At 50.5% G+C, this 20,689-nt stretch carries 15 protein-coding genes; 12 read left to right on the top strand and 3 right to left on the bottom strand.

Annotation, left to right across the window (positions count from 1 at the left end; translation table 11 throughout):
* The first annotated feature begins 1 nt into the window (after position 1).
* Both PGL01S_RS00555 and PGL01S_RS00550 read left to right on the top strand, forming a co-directional pair.
* A complete protein-coding gene (locus tag PGL01S_RS00555; protein ID WP_127490626.1) occupies positions 2-1,126 on the top strand; it encodes a GerAB/ArcD/ProY family transporter in 1,125 nt (374 codons plus the stop codon).
* On the top strand, positions 1,113-2,300 hold the full coding sequence (locus PGL01S_RS00550) for a Ger(x)C family spore germination protein (RefSeq protein WP_127490625.1): 1,188 nt from the start codon (positions 1,113-1,115) through the stop codon (positions 2,298-2,300). Before PGL01S_RS00555 ends, PGL01S_RS00550 begins: the two co-directional genes overlap by 14 nt.
* Here PGL01S_RS00550 and PGL01S_RS00545 read toward each other — a convergent pair.
* Complete coding sequence (locus PGL01S_RS00545) at positions 2,287-2,820, bottom strand: hypothetical protein (protein WP_127490624.1); 534 nt, start codon at positions 2,818-2,820, stop codon at positions 2,287-2,289. The genes PGL01S_RS00550 and PGL01S_RS00545 overlap by 14 nt on opposite strands.
* Positions 2,821-2,974: 154 nt before the next feature.
* Positions 2,975-4,051 carry a GntR family transcriptional regulator gene (locus PGL01S_RS00540; protein WP_127490623.1) on the bottom strand — a complete coding sequence of 359 codons (1,077 nt, stop codon included), beginning with the start codon at positions 4,049-4,051 and terminating at the stop codon, positions 2,975-2,977.
* Positions 4,052-4,486: 435 nt separating this feature from the next.
* On the opposite strand from PGL01S_RS00540, the gene PGL01S_RS00535 reads away from it, so the two are divergent.
* Genes PGL01S_RS00535 through PGL01S_RS00520 form a run of 4 tightly spaced genes read left to right on the top strand, consistent with a single transcriptional unit; the run spans position 4,487 to position 11,718 of the window.
* A complete protein-coding gene (locus tag PGL01S_RS00535) occupies positions 4,487-5,404 on the top strand; it encodes a glycoside hydrolase family 43 protein (protein WP_127490622.1) in 918 nt (305 codons plus the stop codon).
* A 19-nt stretch (positions 5,405-5,423) separates the two neighbouring features.
* On the top strand, positions 5,424-8,036 hold the full coding sequence (locus PGL01S_RS00530; protein WP_127490621.1) for a glycoside hydrolase family 38 N-terminal domain-containing protein: 2,613 nt from the start codon (positions 5,424-5,426) through the stop codon (positions 8,034-8,036).
* Complete coding sequence (locus PGL01S_RS00525) at positions 8,002-11,040, top strand: alpha-mannosidase (RefSeq protein ID WP_127490620.1); 3,039 nt, start codon at positions 8,002-8,004, stop codon at positions 11,038-11,040. Before PGL01S_RS00530 ends, PGL01S_RS00525 begins: the two co-directional genes overlap by 35 nt.
* 15 nt (positions 11,041-11,055) lie before the next feature.
* Positions 11,056-11,718 carry an SGNH/GDSL hydrolase family protein gene (locus PGL01S_RS00520; protein WP_127490619.1) on the top strand — a complete coding sequence of 221 codons (663 nt, stop codon included), beginning with the start codon at positions 11,056-11,058 and terminating at the stop codon, positions 11,716-11,718.
* A 48-nt stretch (positions 11,719-11,766) separates the two neighbouring features.
* Here PGL01S_RS00520 and PGL01S_RS00515 read toward each other — a convergent pair whose 3' ends face one another.
* Positions 11,767-12,732, bottom strand: a complete 966-nt coding sequence (locus PGL01S_RS00515; RefSeq protein WP_127490618.1) for an MTP-1 family protein — start codon at positions 12,730-12,732, stop codon at positions 11,767-11,769.
* A gap of 144 nt (positions 12,733-12,876) precedes the next feature.
* Here PGL01S_RS00515 and PGL01S_RS00510 point away from each other — a divergent pair, with 144 nt between their 5' ends.
* The 6 genes from PGL01S_RS00510 (at position 12,877) to PGL01S_RS00485 (ending at position 20,663) form a co-directional block, all read left to right on the top strand.
* On the top strand, positions 12,877-13,746 hold the full coding sequence (locus PGL01S_RS00510; protein WP_127490617.1) for a helix-turn-helix domain-containing protein: 870 nt from the start codon (positions 12,877-12,879) through the stop codon (positions 13,744-13,746).
* 397 nt (positions 13,747-14,143) lie between these two features.
* Positions 14,144-15,058: an ABC transporter permease gene (locus PGL01S_RS00505; RefSeq protein WP_127490616.1), complete on the top strand. Its 915-nt coding sequence runs from the start codon at positions 14,144-14,146 to the stop codon at positions 15,056-15,058.
* A gap of 13 nt (positions 15,059-15,071) precedes the next feature.
* Positions 15,072-15,968, top strand: a complete 897-nt coding sequence (locus tag PGL01S_RS00500; protein WP_127490615.1) for a carbohydrate ABC transporter permease — start codon at positions 15,072-15,074, stop codon at positions 15,966-15,968.
* Between the two features lie 95 nt (positions 15,969-16,063).
* Positions 16,064-17,719, top strand: a complete 1,656-nt coding sequence (locus PGL01S_RS00495; protein WP_127490614.1) for an extracellular solute-binding protein — start codon at positions 16,064-16,066, stop codon at positions 17,717-17,719.
* Between the two features lie 40 nt (positions 17,720-17,759).
* Entirely contained in the window at positions 17,760-18,527 is a 768-nt protein-coding gene (locus tag PGL01S_RS00490; protein ID WP_127490613.1) for a sugar phosphate isomerase/epimerase family protein, read from the top strand.
* Between the two features lie 150 nt (positions 18,528-18,677).
* Complete coding sequence (locus PGL01S_RS00485; protein ID WP_127490612.1) at positions 18,678-20,663, top strand: discoidin domain-containing protein; 1,986 nt, start codon at positions 18,678-18,680, stop codon at positions 20,661-20,663.
* Positions 20,664-20,689 lie beyond the last annotated feature (26 nt).

Raw genomic sequence — 20,689 nt, 5'->3', positions numbered from 1 at the left:
GATGTCTGCTTCAAAATCATTTCTTGCCCAGGACGACAAAATCACATCCTCGCAGGCGGCGCTGGTATTAAATAATACGATGCTGGGAGCGGGCATCCTGACCCTGCCAAGAAGCGTAAGTGAGACGGTGAAAACGCCGGACAGCTGGCTCTCCGTGCTTTTGGGCGGTCTGGTCGTTATGCTCGTTGTCATACTGATGGTCAAATTAAGCCTGCGCTTTCCGGGCAAGACCGTCTATCAATACACGCAAATCGTGATTGGCCGTTATCCCGGCATTTTATGGTGCCTGTTATTAGTCCTGTATTACATCGCAATTGCAGGCTTCGAGATCCGCGCGATGTCGGAGGTGACGATGTTCTACCTTCTGGAAGGCACGCCGATATGGGCGATCACGATTCCGTTTATTTGGGTGGGAGCTTATTTGGTTCGCGGAGGCATTAATGCGATTGCGCGGGTTGGTCAGATTATCTTTCCCATCAGCTTGTTTATCTTGATTGTCTCGTATTTGCTAAGTTTAAGACTGTTTCATCTCGATAATCTGAGACCGGTTCTGGGTAATGGGATCTTTCCGGTCATCCAGGGGCTAAAATCAACCGTTCTGGTTTATTCGGGCTGCGAGGTTGTTATGACGCTTGTGGCTAAATTGGAACAACCAAAACAGGCTCTGAAAGCTATGCTGGTAGGCATCTCGATTCCTGCCGGCATTTATTTTATTACCATCATCATGGTTATCGGCGGCTTGTCCGTAGATTCGGCGGTAACGAGTACATGGCCAACGATAGATCTGATCCGGAGCTTCGAGGTTACGGGATTTCTGTTCGAACGTTTCGAGTTCCCGCTGATGGTCATTTGGCTGATGCAGATGTTCTGCAACTACAGCAGCTTCTTTTATCATTCTTCCCTGGGAGTGTCGCAATTGTTTAACCTTCCTTACAAGTCGGTTATTTTTGCGCTTGTACCCGTTATCTTTCTTGCGACCATGGTTCCGAAAAATATTAACGAGGTGTTCATGCTTGGAGACGACATCGGATACTTTAGCATCTTACTGTTTATATTGTTTCCCGTCACTCTTACGCTTGTTGCTCTTATAAGATCCAAAGGCGGTCCTCAGCATGAGAAGTCTTAAGTTTCTGGCCCTGCTGCTTGCCGTTGCCATCCTGATTACACAATCCGGCTGCTGGAGCAGCAATGAGATTGAAGATCTTGCGGTTTACGCGGGTATGGCGTTGGATACGGGGGAGGAAAGCCCCGAAGAAAAGACATTTGAACAAGAGGGCGGGAGCTATTCCAAGCAAAATAAAATAACAGCTACCGTTCAAATTGTCCCGCTTAAGACGGGATCCAAGGATGAGGTGAAGGGCAAGACTTCGCCCTATACGAATATTACGGGAACGGGCGATTCCATTCTCGAGATTTTCCGCCAGTTCTCCTTGCGGTTGAATAAGCCGATTATTGGCCATCACTTGAAAATAATCGTAATATCCTCGCAGCTGCTGCAACAAAGAAACATTAAGCAGGTGACCAACTTTATGCTACGGGATAACGATATTCGGCCCAGCGTAAAAATCTTTCTGAGCTCGGGTAAAGCATTGGAGGCTTTAACCATAAAAACGCCCGATGAGGTGCCTTCCTTCTATATTAACGATGTGGTACAGAACCAGTTCCGGACTAGCAAGATTATGGACGCCGTGCTGTTGACGGATCTGGATGCCATGATGCATTCCAAGCAAAGCTTTATCCTTCAGAATATTATTCAGGCCAAAAAACATATCGAATTCTCCGGAGCCGGCATTATCAAAGGGGATACCGGACGCTGGATCGGGAATTTGACGCAGGAAGACGTGGAATGCATCGACTGGCTGACCAACCAAGGGGATAGCGGAACAATCAAAACCTACGACGAGCAAGGTAATCCCATCACTTACGAGATGAAAGCCATGAAAACCCGCATCCGGGTAGAGTCGGATCAAGACAATCAGCTTACCTTCCAAGTCCATGTTGAAACCAAGGGCAGAATCAGCGAGGATTGGGATATGGAGGGGAACCCAGCCTTGAGGTCCTACCAGAAAGAGATAGAGAAGTTGTTCAAGAGCAAGCTGACGAGCATGATCGAACATCTGCTGAGCGCCATGCAGAACCGTTATAAGGTAGATGTAGCCAAGTTCTGCCAAGCTGTGAGGATTCAGAAGCCGGGATTATGGAAAGAGGTCAAGTCCAACTGGGATGAAGCGTTTAGCGCTTCGAAAATCAATTTGGATATCGACCTGCAAATAACGGATTTTGGCTCTACGACAAAATAGATGACAGCGCCGCCTCCCGCGCGGCGTTGTGGGCGAGCCGATGCAGGTGATTGTTTTTCTTATGCTTGCTTATGTATTTAATCTGGAGGTTAATGTCCGGAAATTTGCGATTAAACCTGTCCAAGGCGGCTGACAGCTCGTTTCTTGCGGATGCGTTTCGGGTTTGCGGGCGGGTTGGCTGTGCAAGCAAATGGGAGATGCGGATACAGTCGGTGTATACGACGGCGATTTTAGGCGGCTGCTCCAGCTCTGCATAAGCGGCAGTCAGGGTATCCAGGCTGAAAATAATCGCCAATACCTCGCCATAGTTCGAACCGTAATCCTTGGAGATCGGCAACTTTTTGGCGGATAAACCGATCATCCGGTTAAAAACGGTACAACAAGCAGCGCCGTAAGCGTTGTGCGCGGCGAAGCCCGCGTAATCGCAATAAAGGAACATGGTTCCCTTATTGAAGAGGTATTGTCTTAATTGGGGACTCGCATAAGCTTTTTTAACCAGCAGATTATTGCTTAAATCCATGCGTGCATCTCCTATGAATATAGTACGGGGTAAGGGTATTCTAAGGGTATTCGATCAGCATTTACCGATCGTTCTTTTTTTAAACCTTATCATGTCTGCTTGATTGCCGATAAAAAAGACTGCTCCCATATCGGAGAACAGTCTTTTTGCTTTGTTAGACCGGTCTAACGGTATCCCGGATAATCAGACTGGTAGGCAGCATGACCTTTTTGTTCCCATAGGAATTTCCTTCGCTGATTTCAAGCAGCAGCTTGGCGCTTTCGTAACCCAGCACGTCAAAATACTGCTTCACCGTACTTAGAGCGACCTTGGCGAACTTGGAGCTTTCGAAATCGTCAAAGCCCATTAGCGAAATTTGATCCGGAATCCGGATTCCCCGGCTGGTCAGCTGCTCGAGTACTTCAAGGGCGCGTTTGTCATTCGTGCAAAAGAGGGCGGTTATCTCTCCCTCGTGAATTTGCCTCGCGAGCGTATCGTAATCCAGTTCCTTCTCCAGATAGAGAAGCTTTTTGTTAATGGGCAGGGAAGCGTTAGTCATTGCGTTATTATAGCCGTTGTAACGGTCTACCTCCGGACTGAGGTGGAAATCGTAAGCGGCAAATCCGATCTGCTTATGACCGTTCCGGATTAAATATTCAACGGCTTCATAGGCGCCGTCGTGATTGTTGCAAGTCACGACGTTAACCGGATAACCTGCCGGCGAGCGGTCAAGCATTACGAATGGAATCGATTTCTTCCGAATGTCATTCAGATAGCTTTTCGCCGCAACCGGATCCGAGGAGTAAATAAGAAGCCCCCTGATATCGGATTGGATTAACCGTAAAATAAGCTCGCGTTCCTGTTCGAAATCGTTTTCCACGAATTCAATGATTAATTTGCAGTCATGCTTGCCGAGGAAGGATTGAATGCCCTTCATAATCTGCATATAGGAGCTGTCGTACATTTCAACGCCGGAGATAACAAAGGCAACGAGATTGGAAGCCTTCTCGGCTACGGCGGTTTGGCCGGCGGCCACAAAGCTTCCTTTTCCCCGAACGCGGTAAATCACTCCTTCGTTCACGAGCTCGGATAGCGCCTTTCTAACCGTAATGGAGCTTACATTTAACATCTTGGAAAATTCCGATTCGCTTGGGATGCGGTCATCCTTGGAAATTTCCTGATTCTCAATTTGCGCCAACACGTAATCCTTCACGATTTGGTACTTCGGTAGTCCTGGCTCTTTTTCACTCATTATTGAGTCACCTCATAACAACATTTCTTTGATTATAACCTAACTTAGGTTATATTGGTATACTAACTTTTCACGGCATAAAAAATATGACGAGCATACTGACCAGGAATTGATTTGCGGAGTAGGAAGATGCTCCTATTTACACAAAAAAGGTTTGAAAAATTTAGGAGTTCGTATTACTATAGGTTCAAAGATAGTGTGTGAACTTGTCGTGCTTAGCATAATAAGTTAAATGAGAAAACGACAAGAATCGTTGGGAGGTTAGGATAAAGAAGCTAATATTCGGTTTATGTAAGCGCTTAATCAAAAGATTGGTAAATGATAGTACTATAAATTAACGACAGGAAGTCTGGAAATACATGACACTTCTACTGTGTTTCTCGCTTCTTCGTATACTTACCTACTACATGGATATCTACTAGGAGGAATATTTTCATGAATAATAACCTAACATCCGGCAATCCCGTATTTCCCGGCTGGTATGCCGATCCTGAAGCAAGAATCTTCGAAGGGCGGTATTGGATTTATCCGACTTACTCGGCTCTTTACGAAGAACAGCTTTATCTGGATGCCTTCCATTCCGACGATCTGGTCAACTGGACCAAGGTTGAACGGGTATTGGACGAGAAGGATTTCCAGTGGGCGCATAAAGCGGTATGGGCGCCTTCGCCAATCGAGAGCAACGGAAAATATTATATCTATTTCTCCGCGAACGATATTCAAAGCAATGATGAGCTTGGAGGCATTGGCGTCGGAGTTGCTGACCGGCCGGAGGGACCGTTCCTCGATGCGATCGGCAAGCCTCTAATTGACCGGTTCCACCATGGCGCGCAGCCTATCGATCCGCATGTTTTTCGGGATGAAGACGGTCAGGTATACCTGTACTACGGAGGCTGGGGACATTGCAATGTCGTTCGTCTCGGCGAGGATATGATCAGCCTGCTTCCTTTCGAGGACGGAACCGTCTACCGGGAAGTGACGCCGAAAGACTATGTGGAAGGCCCGTGCATGATCAAGCGGAACGGCCAGTATGTCTTCATGTGGGCGGAAGGCGGATGGGGCGGCCCTCATTATCGGGTAGCTTACGCGCTTGCGGAATCGCCGCTTGGTCCATTCGAGAGAATCGATACCATCTTGCAGCAGGATCCGGAAGTGGCAACCGGGGCAGGACATCACGGATATCTTCAAATCCCGGATACGGACGAATATTATATCGTTTACCATAGACGCCCGTTGACCGAAACGGCTGCGAACCACCGCGTGGTGTGCATCGATAAGCTTACCTTTAATGAAGATAATACGATTCGTCCCGTGAAAATCAGCTTTGAAGGTGTTGCGGCCCGTAAACTTTAATCTGCGGACAGGTGATCAAATGGATCCATCGAAAAAGGCTTATTTCGTAGACGGCTATCATGGCGGAATCAAAGGCCATATGCCATTAGGGTCATGGGCGGATGTAATTCGCCGGCTGGAGCAGAATCCGGATTGGAAGCTTTCCCTGGATATCGAACCGATCTCCTGGGAAGCACTGCGACGGACGGATCCGCGTTCCTATGACGCAATCAAACAGCATCTGCAAAGCCATGCCGGGCGCGTTGAAATGGTGGCGGGCAGCTACGCCCAGCCCTACGGCTGGGTCATTGGCGGCGAAAGCAATATCCGCCAGCTCATACGCGGCAGAGAAATCATCCGGGAGCATTTTCCCGAGACTGTTGTTGATACCTATGCCTCTCAAGAGCCTTGCTGGAGCAGCAGTTACCCTCAAATTCTCCGTTCGCTTGGCTATAAGCGCGCCGTGCTTAAGAATCCGGGAACGGGCTGGGGCGGCTATGCTTCCGGCATCAATCACGAAACGGTGCTATGGGTTGGCCCGGACGGGACGTCCATCCCTTGCGTGCCAAGATACGAATGCGAGGAGCTTCTAAACTGCTGGGAGTCGGAAGCGGGTTACATGAAGCCTGAATTCGTGGAGAAATGCAAGGCATACGGGATTGCGCATCCGGCAGGCAGCTTCCTTCAGGATCTGGGCTGGATGGCCAGGCCGTGGCTGAATGAGGACTACATTCAATATACGACCTGGCGCGAATACATAGAGGAGATTGCCGCCGAACCGGCGGAAGCCTGGTATTTCACCCAAGAGGATATCCGCTGCACGCTGCCGTGGGGAGAAGGGACGCTTCAGCGGATGTCGCGTGAGGTCCGGGCTGCGGAGCAGGCGGTTGTATCGGCGGAGAAGCTGGCTTCCCTCTCAAGCGTGACGGGGAATTTCGCTTATCCGAAGGAGAAGCTGCGCGAGGCTTGGGATCAGCTCCTGCTGTCCCAGCATCATGATGCCTGGATCTGTGCCACAACAAGAACCGGACGGGAGAAGTGGGCATGGCAGGCAGGAACGCAAAGCTGGCTGGCGGAGGAGATTGCTGGCGATATCCGTTTCCGGGCGATGAGCGGCATAGTTCAGGAACCGCAAGACGAAATTGAGCCTCAAACGTATGGCGTCCGTGTATTTAATACTTCGGGCATTACCCGCAAAGAACTAACCGAGATCGAGGTTCCGGGGGCCGGAGGAACCGCTTTGATTCGGGTCTTGGACGCCGATGGAAGGGTCGTTCCCAGCCAGTTGGTTCCGACGAGAGTATCTCAGGAGGACGGCAGCGTTTTTGCCGGCAAGCTGCTTTTTGAGGCGGAGACACCTGCCATGGGTTATCGGGATTATAGGCTTGAATACGTGAAGCGGGAAGACGCGGAAGCTACCGGCAAACAGCAAGAGGATAATGCTGCGTCTGTTCAAATCCATGACGATTATGCCATCCTGACGACCGATTTGTACCGGATCGGAATCGATGCCAAGCGCGGCGGAGTAATTACGGAGCTATACGACTTGATGAATAACCGGCCTCTGATCGCTCCTGGCAACCCGTTTAATGAGTTAACCGGTTATTTAATGGAGGAAGCTCGCTGGGCGAGCAGCATGGAATCGCCGGTTGCGTTGAGAGTCGTAGAGAACGGTCCGCTTCGGGTCACCGTCGAGATGAATGGCCAATTTGCGGGTACTTGCTTTGTAATGACTTTATCGGCTGCCAAAGGCCGGCGCAGGATCGATTTCCATGCGCGTTTCCTCTACGAGAGAGACACATGGATTGGCGACCCTTGGGAAATGGCGCCGGAGAACCGCAGTACCGAGCGGCGGAAGTCCCATCATAATACCCGCTATAAGCTGCAGGCGCGTTTTCCGGCTGCTTTTGGCGAGGGAAAGCTGTATAAGAATTCCGCCTTTGACGTAACCGAAAGCCGCCATTCGGATACGCGGTATGAACGTTGGGATGAGATTAAACACAATATCATCCTGAATTGGGTGGATATTTACGATGAGCAGAGCAATCGCGGACTGGCCATATTCACCGATCATACGACGGATTATTCGCATGGCGATCATGACCCGCTCGCGTTAACGCTGGGCTGGGGCGCGGAAGGCGGCTTCTGGTGGGGGAAACGTCCGCTTCGGGATGCGCAGGAGATGCGGTATGCGATTCTGCCTCATGAAGATCGTTGGGATCGTGCCGGAATTGCGCAAGAGTCCGAACGTTGGACGCAGCCTCTGCAGCCGATGCTTATACGCTGGTCCAATCGTACGCCGAAATCGCTGTCCTTGCTGCAAGTGTCGGAGCCCTCTATTGAAATCATCTCCTTGCAGCGCGACGGAGAAGACTTGCTTGTCAGGCTGTACAATTCGGGAACGGAAGACTCTGCTTTCTCGTTTGTTATCAAGGCGGAATCGAGCGGCATTTCGGCCGTTGAGCTTGACGGCAAGCATAAGGAAAGATTGCAGCATAGCCGATTGCCTGACGGCGGTTCCGAAGTCGGAATGACATTGCCCCGTCATGGTCTAGCTACGCTTCGGATTTCCGATATTCGTTACAACAAAGACGAAACCATGGGATGTGAAACTGGAATTGAATACGAGAAAAGAAATTCAGTATCAGATTGAGAAGCTTCTGAGAGTTAAGCGGGACTTTATTTATAAGAAATTATCAATCGTTGAATTTACGCACTTTGTTACCGGAGAACGTCTTTCTTATTCCGATATCAGTTCCCAGTCTTTCGAGCCGATAAACGCCGGGGACCGATGGGGGAGCAGCTGGATGTATGCTTGGCTTCGCAGCAGCTTTGTTGCGCCTGTTGGGACGGAAGGCAAGCGGCTGGTTGTGCTCGCGGACTTTGGCTCCGAAGCAACTTTGTACGTGAACGGGATTGTAAGCGGTGCGCTCGATTTGCAGCATCATGATGTGACCATAACCCGTCTTGCTCGCGAAGGCGAGCGCTTCGAGCTTGCCGCCGAAGCTTATGCCGGCCACTCCGGTCTTCAGCCGGTATTCGGCGAATCGTATTTGTGCCGGTTCGAAGAGGAGGTTTATCAATTCTTCATCGATCTGGAATGCTTGTGGCAGGTCCTTCAGAATACGGATGCGAACTCCCTTCGGGCAGCCGAAATTAACCGTTGTCTAACGGATGTCATTGCCGTCCTTGATCTCGGGCTTCGGGATTTGGAGCTGATAGAGAACGTTAACGGCTGCCGCAAAAGGATGGAGCCGCTTCTCGCTTGCGTAAACGGATCCACTTCTCCGCTGCTGTATTTGATGGGCCAGTCCCATCTTGATATTGCCTGGCTGTGGCCAATTGAGGAGACGAAGCGTAAAATTGCCCGAACGATGTCCAATCAGCTTGCGTTAATGGACGAATATCCGGAATATACGTACACCCAAAGCCAGCCGTATTTATTCCGGATCGTGAAGGAGCTTTATCCGGAGCTCTATTCCCGCATTAAGCAGAGAGTGGCGGAAGGGCGAATCATCCCGGAAGGCGGCATGTGGGTCGAATCGGATACGAATCTGGCAGGCGGGGAAAGCTTGATCCGCCAGTTCCTTCACGGCAAGCGGTTCTTCATGGAGGAGTTCGGCAAGGGCAACGAGATGCTGTGGCTGCCCGATGTGTTTGGTTATTCCGGCAATATGCCGCAGATTATGAAGGGCTGCGGGATAAATTATTTTGCTTCCGTCAAAATGTTCCAGACTTACGAGAATGCCGTAGATCCGTTCCCTTACAACACGTTTATATGGGAGGGGATCGACGGGTCGGAGATTCTGACTCATCTTCTTGATTACGGCGATTTCCCGATCCGGGTGAATCCGTCATTCCTGATCGGGCAGTGGAACGATCGCGTGCAAAAGGACGGCATCGCAACCCGGCTTGTCCAATACGGGCATGGGGACGGCGGGGGCGGCGCGAACCGGGATGATCTCGAGTTTCTGCGCAGGCTCGACAATCTGGAAGGCGTTCCGCGGACAAGACAAAGCTCGCCGATCGATTATTTTGAAGACCAGCAAGCAAGGGGTATTCCGGATGCGAGATATGTAGGCGAGCTGTATTATCCGGCGCATCGGGGAACCTATACGACGCAAGCGAAGCTGAAGCGGTTGAACCGGAAGACGGAGATCGGATTCCGCGAATACGAGCTTTGGGCCGCTGCCGCAGAGCGCCTCCGGACGAAGCCGTATCCCTATGAACAGATGGATGGCTTGTGGAAGCAGCTTCTGCTGCATCACTTCCATGATATTCTGCCGGGAACCTCCATTCACCGGGTTCACGAAGAAGCGCAGGCGGAGCTGCTTAAGCTGCACGAAACGATTTACGAAATGGCCGACGAGGCTAAAGCTACGCTTGTTGAGTCTGAGCGGGAAGGGGTTACCGTATTTAACCCTCTGTCCTGGAATCGAACCGAGCTGGTTGCGTTGCCCGCAGGGGTTGCTGCGGTTGCGGACCGTTCCGGTCAACCGATACCCGTGCAATGGCAGGACGGGGTTGGTTATGCCCGGCTTGAGACGCCATCCTTGGGATGGGCGGCTTACGTAGCTATCGAGAATAGCCAACCGGAGCTTGTGGTTTCTCAATCCAAGGTGTCGGCCACAGCTTCGCGGCTGGAAAATGAATGTATGACAATAGCGATAAACGGTACGGGAGAAATCACCAGTATCGTTGATAAGCAGACAGGCGTTGAGTGGGCAGCCGGTTCCTGCAATACGCTTGCTATGTACCGCGACCAGCCGTCTGCCTTTGACGCATGGGAGATTGACCGCCGCTATCAGGCTTCCAAGGTTGAACTGGAGGAGCAGGCGGAAATAACGGTTACCGCAAGCGGCCCGCTTTTTGCCAATGTTCGCGTCCGGCGGAAGCTCAACCGGTCGACGGTTGTGCAGGATATCCGAATCGAAGCGGGCAGCCGAAGGGTTGAATTCCGAACGACGGTTGAATGGCAGGAGAAGAACAAAATGCTGCGCGTTGATTTTCCGGTCCGGCTGCACGCCAATGAGTCGATGCAGGAAATCCAGTTCGGTTACGTACGCAGACCTAATCACGCCTCCAGGCCGCATGATGCGGACCGGTTCGAGGTAAGCCAGCATAAATGGACGGCGCTAGCCGAGACGGGACGCGGGTTTGCGCTGCTGAACGACTGCAAATACGGAATAGCCGTCAAGGGAAATACGTTAAGCATGACGCTTCTTCGCTCGCCGTCTTATCCGGACGAAACCTCCGATCAAGGAACGCATGAATTTACTTATGCTTTCTTGTTCTGGGAAGGAGCCTTTAGGGAAAGCCGGGTAATCCAGGAGGCTTACGAGATTAATTATCCGGTTAGCGCCTTGAGCGGTGCAGACCGCCATGATCAGCAATCCCTTTTGCGGATCGATCAGCCGGGTGTTCTCGCGGAGACGGTTAAGCTGGCCGAAGACGGGTCCGGAGATTGGATTGTGCGCCTGTACGAGAGCACGGGTTCCGCCGTTTCCTGCGGTATCCGCGCCGGGTTGTCCTATTCCGCCGCGTTTGAGACCGATATGCTGGAAGTTAACCAAGCGGAGCTGCCGGTTGCCGATGAGCTTATTAACCTGCATTTCCGGCCATTTGAAGTCAAGACCATCCGTCTTGCGCAAAAATAAGGAGGTAGCGTATTTATGAAGCTTGAGCAAGGGCAAAGACTGGTTATGATCGGTGACTCGATTACCGATTGCGAGCGTAAATTCCCGCATGGGGAAGGGTTGTTCCAAGGCGTCGGCAAAGGCTATGTCGCGCTTGTGGACGCCTTGCTGCAGACCGCCTATCCGGAGCTGTCGGTCCGCGTAACCAATATGGGCATTGGCGGCAATACCGTAAGGGATTTGAAAAGCAGATGGCAAACGGACGTGCTTGATTTGAAGCCGGACTGGCTGACGGTTATGATCGGCATCAATGACGTATGGCGGTATTTCGACCAGCCGAATATTCCCGAATCGCATGTGCTGCTGGAGGAATACGAGCAGACGCTGGAGGAATTGGCGAAGTCTGCGCAGCCGGAGGTGCGGTGGCTCGTCATCATGACGCCCTTCTATCTGGAGCCTAATCCGGAGGACCGGATGCGCAAGCGGATGGATGAATACGGCCAGGCTGCAAGAAGAGTGGCAGAGAGAACGGGCGCCGGCTTCATTGATATCCAAGCGGCGTTTGCCCCGCAGTTCGAATACGTGCATCCTACCGCCATCGCTTCCGACCGGGTGCATCCGGGCTTGTCCGGCCATATGATCATTGCGCGGGCTTTGCTTCAAGAGCTTGGCTTTGAATGGGAACGGATGAAGGGCTGACAAAAGTGGCGCCTCGGGGAGAACTCCCCAAGGCGCCTTTAGTTGTTCTTATTTGATCCGGAAGCTTATAATCGCACCCTCGCCTTCGAACGGGTAATCGATGGCAATGCGGCCGGATTCCGTATCGCCGATTCCGCTGTACAGATTGACCTTGCCGTCAGGGCGCATTTCGATGCCGGCCGTAAAGGCGCAATCGGTCAGATTAGGCTTCTTGGCTGGCCCTTCCGGGTAGCATGGGCGGGTGCCGATAATTTTCAGATTGGTAAACTGATTAGTCTGCGGGTCAAGCACAAAGGACATATTCATATACGTCCAAATTTCCTGATTGCGGCTATCGGCGGCTTTATAGCAAATATGCCCGATAACGCCGATCCTGCCGCTCTCCAGCAGATAAGCTTGATTGCAGCCGCCCCACTCGTCCTTTTGGAATAATCCGGGGATATGAGGCGCATTCTCTATAGCCGAAGACGACAACTCATCCAGGCTGTTGATTACCGTAAAGCCAATGAGGGATTCACTCCCGTATTTTTGACGTACCTCCTCGCTTCGCGGTCTGGAAAATACGCCAATTTTGCTGCCTGGGAGCTGTACGAGACGGATATCCTTCATATAGTCGGGCCCTGTCGTGAAGTAGAGAAGATCGTGAACATCCGTCCCTTTGTAGAAATAACCGTAGAAGGTATCCAACCGCCCCTGGTTGTAACGGACATGAGTTCCGCCCAGTACAAGCAACTCATTTACGATGCTGACATAAGGGTCTTCCAGCTGATAGATCATGGTATCCGGTACTAGCGTCCATTCATCCGGACCGCTCTGTTCGAACAGTCTGACCCAGGAACGCGCCCATTCCTGCCGTTTTTCCACGCGACCGTAGATATAGCGCTTGCCCTGCCATTCAAACGGAATGGAGGGGTTATACACGTCGAAGCCGTCAATGCCCCGGAAGATAAGCTTGGCACTCTCGTAAATTTGTTTGTTGTCTTCGAATAGACGGCGCTGTTCAAGTAAATTCATGACTCGCGTTCTCCTCTCAATGGTTGCTGATAGCCTAATCGTAAAGGATAGGAGACTATAAATCTTGCCTATACTTCGTATGGATTATGGTATTTTGACCTGGCTTATTTGAGATGCAAAAGAACAGAATAGGGGCTGACCGCCATGTTAAAGCTTCTCGCGGCCGACGGTATCGATCCGGATATCCAGGCGCACTACCGGCTGATCGCATCCGTTCACGATACGATCGGCTTGCATACGCATGATTTCTTTGAGCTGTTTCTTATCCTGAAGGGAAGCGTTGTGCATAAGGTTAACGGCACCCGGCAGCTGCTGCGGGAAAATACGCTTGTCTTTATCCGCGACCGGGATGTTCATTGCTATGAGCAGACATGCGAGGGGGACTGCCAATTTATTAATCTCTCGTTCTATAAAGAAGTTATTGACGAACTGTTTGCTTTTCTGGGGGCGGGATTTCCTAGCGGGAAGCTGTTCGAGCCGGAATTGCCTCCTACGCTCATGCTGTCCAAGACGGAAAAGGAATACGTACGCTACCGGCTGGATCAGATTAACTTAACTCCGATTAACCGGAAGCTTGCTGTCAAAGCGGAGGTGAGAGCGCTGCTGACGGATCTCTTTTCCCGTTACATCCGGATTACGGCGGATAAGGCTGATCCGTACGGCCAGCCGGACTGGTTCCGGAAGCTTTGCCAGGAGATGCGGAAAAAGGAGCATTTTACGAAGGGGACCTCCGCGCTGATTCAATTGTCGGGTAAGTCCCATGCTTATTTATGCAGGGTGTTCAAGCAGCAGCTGAAGATTTCGCCAACCCGGTTTATTAACGATTTGAGACTGTCTTACGCGGAAAATTTGCTGCTTAATACGGATATGGACATCTTGGATATCAGTCTGGAGACCGGCCTCGAGAATGTCAGCTATTTCTATGAACTGTTTAAGAGGAAGCATGGGATGACTCCTTACCGGTTCCGTCAATTCGACAGTCCGGCTGCCGTGCGCGTAACCTGCGAGGGCTAAGAGTCTTATTCGTTAAACGAATCGGGCTTTACGCCTATTTGACAGAGTTTGCATACTAACTTATACGAAGTTCCTCTAAAAAAATAGAAAAATGTAGGAGTAAAACTGTATTGACGTTCAAAAAAGTATGTGTTAATTTTAACATAGTATAACAAGGTTGAAGGGGGGAGGTAAGCCGTTCCCTATGATTCCGTTTCCTTTGTGGCACTGCTCCTTTCTAGGAAAGCTATGCGGTTAGTTCGCTATCCCTTGAAGACGGGAAAGGAAGCGTTCTTGAATAGGCTCAAAAATGAATGCGCTTCCAACCAAGGTATTTACCTGCCTTTTCCAGATGTTAGGTAGCGGCAGGAGTTAGTTGGTATACTAATTTGATAATGGCTGTTGAAGGGGTGTTTTTTTGGAAACAACCAATAAAAGCTTGTGGTCGCGGATTAATAGACATCGTTATTTGTATTTGATGGTTTTGCCGGGCTTTCTAACGGTTCTCGTCTTTAACTACTTTCCGATGTACGGCATTCTGATTGCTTTCAAAAAATACAGCGTGGTCAAAGGAATTATGGACAGCCCGTGGGTGGGCTTTAAATACTTTAATACGTTCTTCCATGATCCGCTTGCGTTCCGGGTATTAAAAAATACATTGCTGCTAGGCGTATACACGTTGTTCTGGTCCTTTCCCGCGCCTATCATTCTCGCCTTGCTGTTTAACGAGCTTCGGAACAAGAGGTTCAAAAAAATCGTGCAAACCGTTTCGTATTTTCCCCACTTCATCTCGGTTGTCATTGTCGCCGGCATGATCAAGGAATTTACGGCTAGGGACGGACTTTTCAACGATATCATTTCCTTCTTCGGCGGATCGCCGGTGATGTTTCTCCTGGAGCCGGGGTATTTCAGAACCATCTTTATCTCCTCGGGGATCTGGCAAGGGGTAGGCTTCGGGACCATCATCTATCTGGCCGCATTAAGCGCCATAGATCCTACCTTGTATGACGTAGCGGAAGTGGACGGGGCCAACCGGTGGAAAAAAATCGTACATATTACCTGGCCGTCATTAAGATCCACAACGGTTATATTGCTCATATTCGCCGTTGGCGGAATACTCGGATCGGACTTCCAGAAAATTATATTGCTCTATTCGCCCGAAACCTACAGCGTGGCGGACGTTATCGGCTCCTACGTGTACCGTCAAGGGATACTGGGAGCGCAATACGAATATACAACGGCAATCGGCTTGTTCATGTCCGTCATTTCCTTCGTTATTCTGTATCTGACCAACTGGATCAGCCGCAAGGTGTCGGATACAAGTTTGTTCTAGGAGAGGGTAAGCAATGAAAAAGGTGAGCTTGGGTTCCAGAACGTTTGACGCGGTCAACATTTTTGTCATGCTGTTGATTATGATCGTTATCCTGTATCCGATTCTGAACATTATCGCGACTTCCGTGAGCAGTGCCCGTTATATCTCGTCGGGAAGCGTGTCGGTCTGGCCGAAGGGCTTCAACGTCGAAGCTTATACGACCGTTTTTAAAGATCCATTTATCTTCAAAGGTTATCTGAACTCTATTATTTATGCGGTAGGCTCTACGGGGCTGATGCTGCTGTTTACCTCGTTGATGGCGTATCCCCTTACCGTACAGACCTTTGTGGGGAAGAAGTTTCTTACCATCTTTCTGATGATTACGATGTTTTTCGGCGGCGGCTTGATTCCCACCTATTTGCTAATGCGCAGCATGCACATGCTGGATACGCTGTGGGTCATGATTCTTCCGGGGGCTATCGGTGCCTATAACGTCTTTCTGTTTCGAACCTTCTTTCATAATATACCGGCGGAGTTAAAAGAGTCTGCCTTAATAGACGGGGCCAACGATCTTGTCGTTTTGTTCAAAATTGTATTGCCTTTATCCAAGGCATTGCTCGCAACCTTCGCTTTGTTTGGGCTAGTGGGGAGCTGGAACAGCTGGTTTGAAGCATTGGTCTACTTGCAGGACCAGGATAAATATCCGCTGCAGATGGTGTTAAGAAACTATCTGTTTACACTGGATACCAATGCCATTGCGGGAAGAGTCGGCGCCGGCAACGTCGCGATCAATCAGCCGGGAGATTCGCTCGATCCGCAGGCGGTACGCATGAGCGTCATCATTATCACGATGTTCCCGATTATGTGCATCTATCCTTTTTTCCAAAAGCATTTCACAAAAGGGGTCCTTGTAGGCTCCATTAAAGGGTAGAGAGCGGTAATCCTGCTTGGGAGGTGAAGGGGCGGCAAGCAATCCGCAAGCCTAATGACATGCTGTAAACCAATTATTTATCAGGAGGGGTTTCTATGAAAAGAAAGACAAAAACGATGTCTTTGCTTTTGGCTTCCGCGTTGGCACTGGCAGTAACAGGCTGTACAAACAACAATACAAACCAAGCGCCTAACGAGACTTCCAGTACGAATACGGGGACGGATAAGACGGACAGCAAGCCATTAAGCTTCTCGGTAGCGCTGCCATCCAATGGCGTTGATAACCCGAATAGCATGATGGGGAAAGAATGGCAGAAGGAAATGGAAGCCTACATGGGCAGAAAGGTCAACATTGATTTCAATTACATTCCTTCTTCCGAGTATGACGAGAAGCTGAAATTAATGATTGCGAGCAATGATTTGCCGGATTTCTTCGTTACTCCATTGTTCTACGACACAACCGAAATGGCGGAGCAGGGCCAGATTCTGGAGCTAAGCCAATATAAAGACCTGATGCCTAACTATATGAATTATTTGAGCAAGGTGAAGAACGGTTTGACCCGGGTAACCAACGCCGAAGGCAAGATGTATACCTTCAAAGAAACGTCAACGCCAAGGTTCCCCGCCGATAAAGGCATGCTGATCCAGAATACGTCCTCGTATCGTTATGATATTTTCCAGCAGAACAATATCAAGATACCGGAGACCTGGGATGACGTGTATCAGGCAGCCAAGAAGCTGAAGGAGCTGTACCCGGATAAATATCCGATTGCCACTAGATGGAACAGCTTGCGATCCTTGTTCGCCGCCGACCATGTGAAGGACGATATCTATTGGAACGGCAGCAAATACGTGTACGGCGTTCTCGAGGACGGATACAGGGATGCTCTCCAGTTCGCGAACAAGCTGTATGCCGAGAAGCTGCTGGATCCGGAGTATACCATCGATACGGACGATACGCTTAAACGCAAAGCTTTGAACGGCGACAATTTCATCTGGCTGACGCAATGGTTCACGACTCCGGCCGAATATACCAGAACGCTTAATGACGGGAAAATATTCGCAGTTACCCTTTATCCGAATAACCCGGATTACGGAACTGCGTGGCAAGAGGTCGCAAACGGCAATACGCCTGATTTGGGCTGGGCTCAGTTCTGTATTAATGCCAAAACAAAAGTGGCGGAAGATCTGATCAAATTCATTGATTATCAATACACGGACAAAATGATGAACCTGATTACCTGGGGAATCGAAGGAACCACGTATACGGTTGGGGCGGACGGCGTACAGACCTTTACGGATGAATTTAAAAATGCGCCGGATCCATGGCTGGTTGGCGACAAATACGGAATCCGGGCGAGCAAGAACTATAACCCCGGCTTGCAAATGGTTAACGATTCCAAAGCATTCGTAGACTTTGCCGCCACGGATTACACCTACTTTAACGGCAAATACGAAGAGGTTCCGATCGAGAAATCGCCGTACTTAAGAAGTCTGCCGATGCCGCAGAATGACTATGTGCCATCGTCGTACAGCGAGCCAAGCATTCAATTTACGCAAGACGAAAGCCAGAAAATTTCCGAAATCATGAACCCGGTTAAAACCTTTGTTACCGAAGAGCAAGCTAAATTTGTTTCCGGCAAAAACAAATTCGACGATTGGTCCAAATTCATCGACAAGCTGAAGAAAATGGGCGATATCGATAAAGTGCTTCAAATTTACAACGATGCCGCGCAACGTGCGACGAAATAAGAATGCTATTTAGCACAGACACGGAATGGAGTGATCGATTGTGGCTAAACCGGTTGTGGGGCTTCAATTATATACTTTGCGCGATTTAACGGAGCGGGATTTTCTCGGTACCATCCGCCAAGCGGCGCAGCTAGGCTACAAAGCGGTAGAGTTTGCGGGATTTTTCAACACCCCGGCCAAGGAGGTTAAGGCGCTTCTTGCCGAGCTTGATTTGCAGGCGCCATCGGCTCATATCGGGTTGAATTTTTCCGAGGATGCCGCTGTCCGCTCCGCGGAGCTCGATAAGCAAATCGAATACGCACAGGAACTCGGGCTACAATATATGGTTGCGCCGTGGGCTCCTCTGCCCGAGAATCCCGAATGGGACGATGTCCGAAAGCTGGCCGGCATGCTTGAAGAAGCGGGAAGAAAAGTAACCGAGGCGGGAATGACCTTTGGCTACCATAATCATGCTTTCGAGTTTCAATTGGTTCATAAAAAACCGGTTATGGATCATCTGCTGGAGCTTGTTCCGGCGCGGTATCTCGTAGCGGAATTTGACCTCGGCTGGGTTCATGTGGCAGGCTATAAGCCCGTTGATTACGTGCAAAAATACAGCGGACGCGTACCGCTCGTTCACTTCAAGGATTTCGTGGAGGGGCATACGGATACCGAGGTAGGCAAAGGCTCCGTTGATCTGAAGAGCGTATTGCCGATTGCCGAGGAAGCCGGAATTCAGTACATCTTCGTCGAACAGGAAGTTTTCCCTTCCTCCTCGCTGGAGAGCGCAAAGATCAGTCTTGAATTTTTCCGAAAGAACGGCCTTTAAACTTGCATGATTTCATCTTAGATCGTATAGGAGCAGTTTGCGTTCAGCATGCTGCTTCTTTTTTTTTCGGGAGGTGATGCGATGCCGTAGTTTGCAGTCGAGAACATGATGCTGCGCAAGGAAATGAAATCAATGGGAGGATGATCATGTATGCATGCAAAGCTGCGTAGAACGACCGGAATAGCAGCCTCAATTCTGCTTAGTCTGGCTTTATTCCCGGGGACGATGTTGGCGGGCAGCACGGTGAGTAACAGCGGGGCCAGTCAAATCCAAAGCCAGCAGCCTTTTGGGATTCGGGTGGTGGACTCGAAGACCGGACGGGGAATTCCGGCCGTTGAACTGAGGACTACCAACAATATGACCTTCTATACGGACAGCGCCGGTTACGTCGCTTTTAAAGAGGTTGGCCTTATGAACGAAACCGTATTTTTCCATTTGTCCAGCGACGGCTACAAAGTTCCGCAGGATATGTTTGGTTATTATGGGCAGGCCGTTGAAGTAACGCCGGGAGGAAGCGTTACGCTGACGATGGATAGAGTAAATATCGCAGAGCGGCTGTACCGTCTGACGGGCGAGGGCATTTACCGGGACAGCTTATTGCTTGGCAAGACGCCGCCGATTAATGAACCGCTCTTGAACGGGAAAGTAATGGGACAGGATTCCGTCCAGACGATTAAATACAAAAATAAATTGTACTGGTTCTGGGGAGACACGGACCGCGTAGCTTATCCGCTAGGGAACTTCCGGGTAACGGGTGCAACCTCGAAGCTTCCGGGACAAGGCGGACTCGACCCGGATGTAGGCGTTGACCTGAGTTACTTCAAGCAGGACGACGGCTTCGTCAAAAGTCTGGTGCCGGCGCTGCCTGACGGCGCGAATATCGCGTGGGTATTTGGACTGATGACTGCCAAGGATGCAAGCGGACAAGAGCGTCTGCTGGCGGGCTACAGCACGCATAATCCGGATCTGTCGGCCTTTGGCATTCTTCAATTTAATGATCAGACGGAGCAATTCGAGCAGCTGGTCCAATTCCCGGACAAGAATGACTGGCGACATCCTGGAGGGCAAGCCAGCTACTACAAGGAAAACGGAAAAGGCTATTGGGTATTTACCGAGCACCGGATGCCGAATCTTCGCGTACCGGCGACCTATGATGCGATTAAAGACTACACGAAATACGAAGCCTTTACGCCTCTGAAGCCGGGGACAACGTACAACGGGGCCGATACGCAGCTTGAACGGGACGCTTCGGGCAAGCTGGTCTGGAGCTGGAAGCAAAATACGCCGCCGCTAAAGCAGGACCAGGAGAAAGAGCTTATTAATCTGGGAGTAATAAAGGGCGCGGATGCCCGTTATTACCAGCTGAAGGACGCGGATACCGGCGCCGACGTTACGATTGCCGGCAGCTCCGTTGAATGGAATGACTACCGCCAGAAATATGTTCTGTTCGGCCAGCAAATGGGCGGAACAACATCGGGACTCGGCGAGATGTGGTATGCGGAGGCGCCTGCGCCGCAAGGGCCGTGGACAACGGCCAAAAAAATCATTACGCATAACAACTACACGTTCTATAACCCGGCTCACGATGAGTTTTTCGATAAAGACGGCGGCCGTTATATCTACCTCGAAGCGACTTACACCAACACGTTTACGGACCACGAGCCAACACCGCGCTACAACTACAATCAGATGATGTATAAGCTGGACCTTGCCAATCCGGATCTTGGGCTGACGCCTCCGGCAACGGATTTGGCCAAAGGCAAGCCAATTGCCTCCGCTTCAAATGAAAAGAATCAGCCGGCGAAGCTGGCTAATGACGGCAGCACGGAGACGTTCTGGACATCGGCTGCCAAAAGCCCGCAATGGCTGAAGGTTGATCTTGGCGTGCCAAGCAGCATAAACCGCATTGTGTTGAACTGGGGAACCGCCTACGGGAAAGCGTATCAAATTCAGATTTCAAACGACGGGGTGAAATGGAAGGACGTATACAACACCAAAACCGGCGACGGCGATGTAGACGACATTACAATTACGGGTACCAAGGCCAGATATGTCCGAATGTACGCAATACCAAGAGGCGTTAAGCTATCCGTACGCGATTTCGAGGTGTACGGAACCGAGCAGGGCTCAAAATAATCAACTGGAACGGAGGAGATTGCGGC

The organism is Paenibacillus glycanilyticus NBRC 16618 (assembly GCF_004000805.1).
Classification (GTDB): domain Bacteria; phylum Bacillota; class Bacilli; order Paenibacillales; family Paenibacillaceae; genus Pristimantibacillus; species Pristimantibacillus glycanilyticus.
Note: the sequence above shows the minus strand (reverse complement) of the source record. Positions and strands in the feature narration are given on the sequence as shown.

Excerpts from the sequence above, each read along its gene's own strand:
- PGL01S_RS00555 (WP_127490626.1), top strand. The coding sequence starts at position 2 with ATGTCTGCTTCAAAATCATTTCTTGCCCAGGACGACAAAATCACATCC.
- PGL01S_RS00550 (WP_127490625.1), top strand. The coding sequence starts at position 1,113 with ATGAGAAGTCTTAAGTTTCTGGCCCTGCTGCTTGCCGTTGCCATCCTG.
- PGL01S_RS00545 (WP_127490624.1), bottom strand. The coding sequence starts at position 2,820 with ATGGATTTAAGCAATAATCTGCTGGTTAAAAAAGCTTATGCGAGTCCC.
- PGL01S_RS00540 (WP_127490623.1), bottom strand. The coding sequence starts at position 4,051 with ATGAGTGAAAAAGAGCCAGGACTACCGAAGTACCAAATCGTGAAGGAT.
- PGL01S_RS00535 (WP_127490622.1), top strand. The coding sequence starts at position 4,487 with ATGAATAATAACCTAACATCCGGCAATCCCGTATTTCCCGGCTGGTAT.
- PGL01S_RS00530 (WP_127490621.1), top strand. The coding sequence starts at position 5,424 with ATGGATCCATCGAAAAAGGCTTATTTCGTAGACGGCTATCATGGCGGA.
- PGL01S_RS00520 (WP_127490619.1), top strand. The coding sequence starts at position 11,056 with ATGAAGCTTGAGCAAGGGCAAAGACTGGTTATGATCGGTGACTCGATT.
- PGL01S_RS00515 (WP_127490618.1), bottom strand. The coding sequence starts at position 12,732 with ATGAATTTACTTGAACAGCGCCGTCTATTCGAAGACAACAAACAAATT.
- PGL01S_RS00510 (WP_127490617.1), top strand. The coding sequence starts at position 12,877 with ATGTTAAAGCTTCTCGCGGCCGACGGTATCGATCCGGATATCCAGGCG.
- PGL01S_RS00500 (WP_127490615.1), top strand. The coding sequence starts at position 15,072 with ATGAAAAAGGTGAGCTTGGGTTCCAGAACGTTTGACGCGGTCAACATT.
- PGL01S_RS00495 (WP_127490614.1), top strand. The coding sequence starts at position 16,064 with ATGAAAAGAAAGACAAAAACGATGTCTTTGCTTTTGGCTTCCGCGTTG.
- PGL01S_RS00485 (WP_127490612.1), top strand. The coding sequence starts at position 18,678 with ATGCATGCAAAGCTGCGTAGAACGACCGGAATAGCAGCCTCAATTCTG.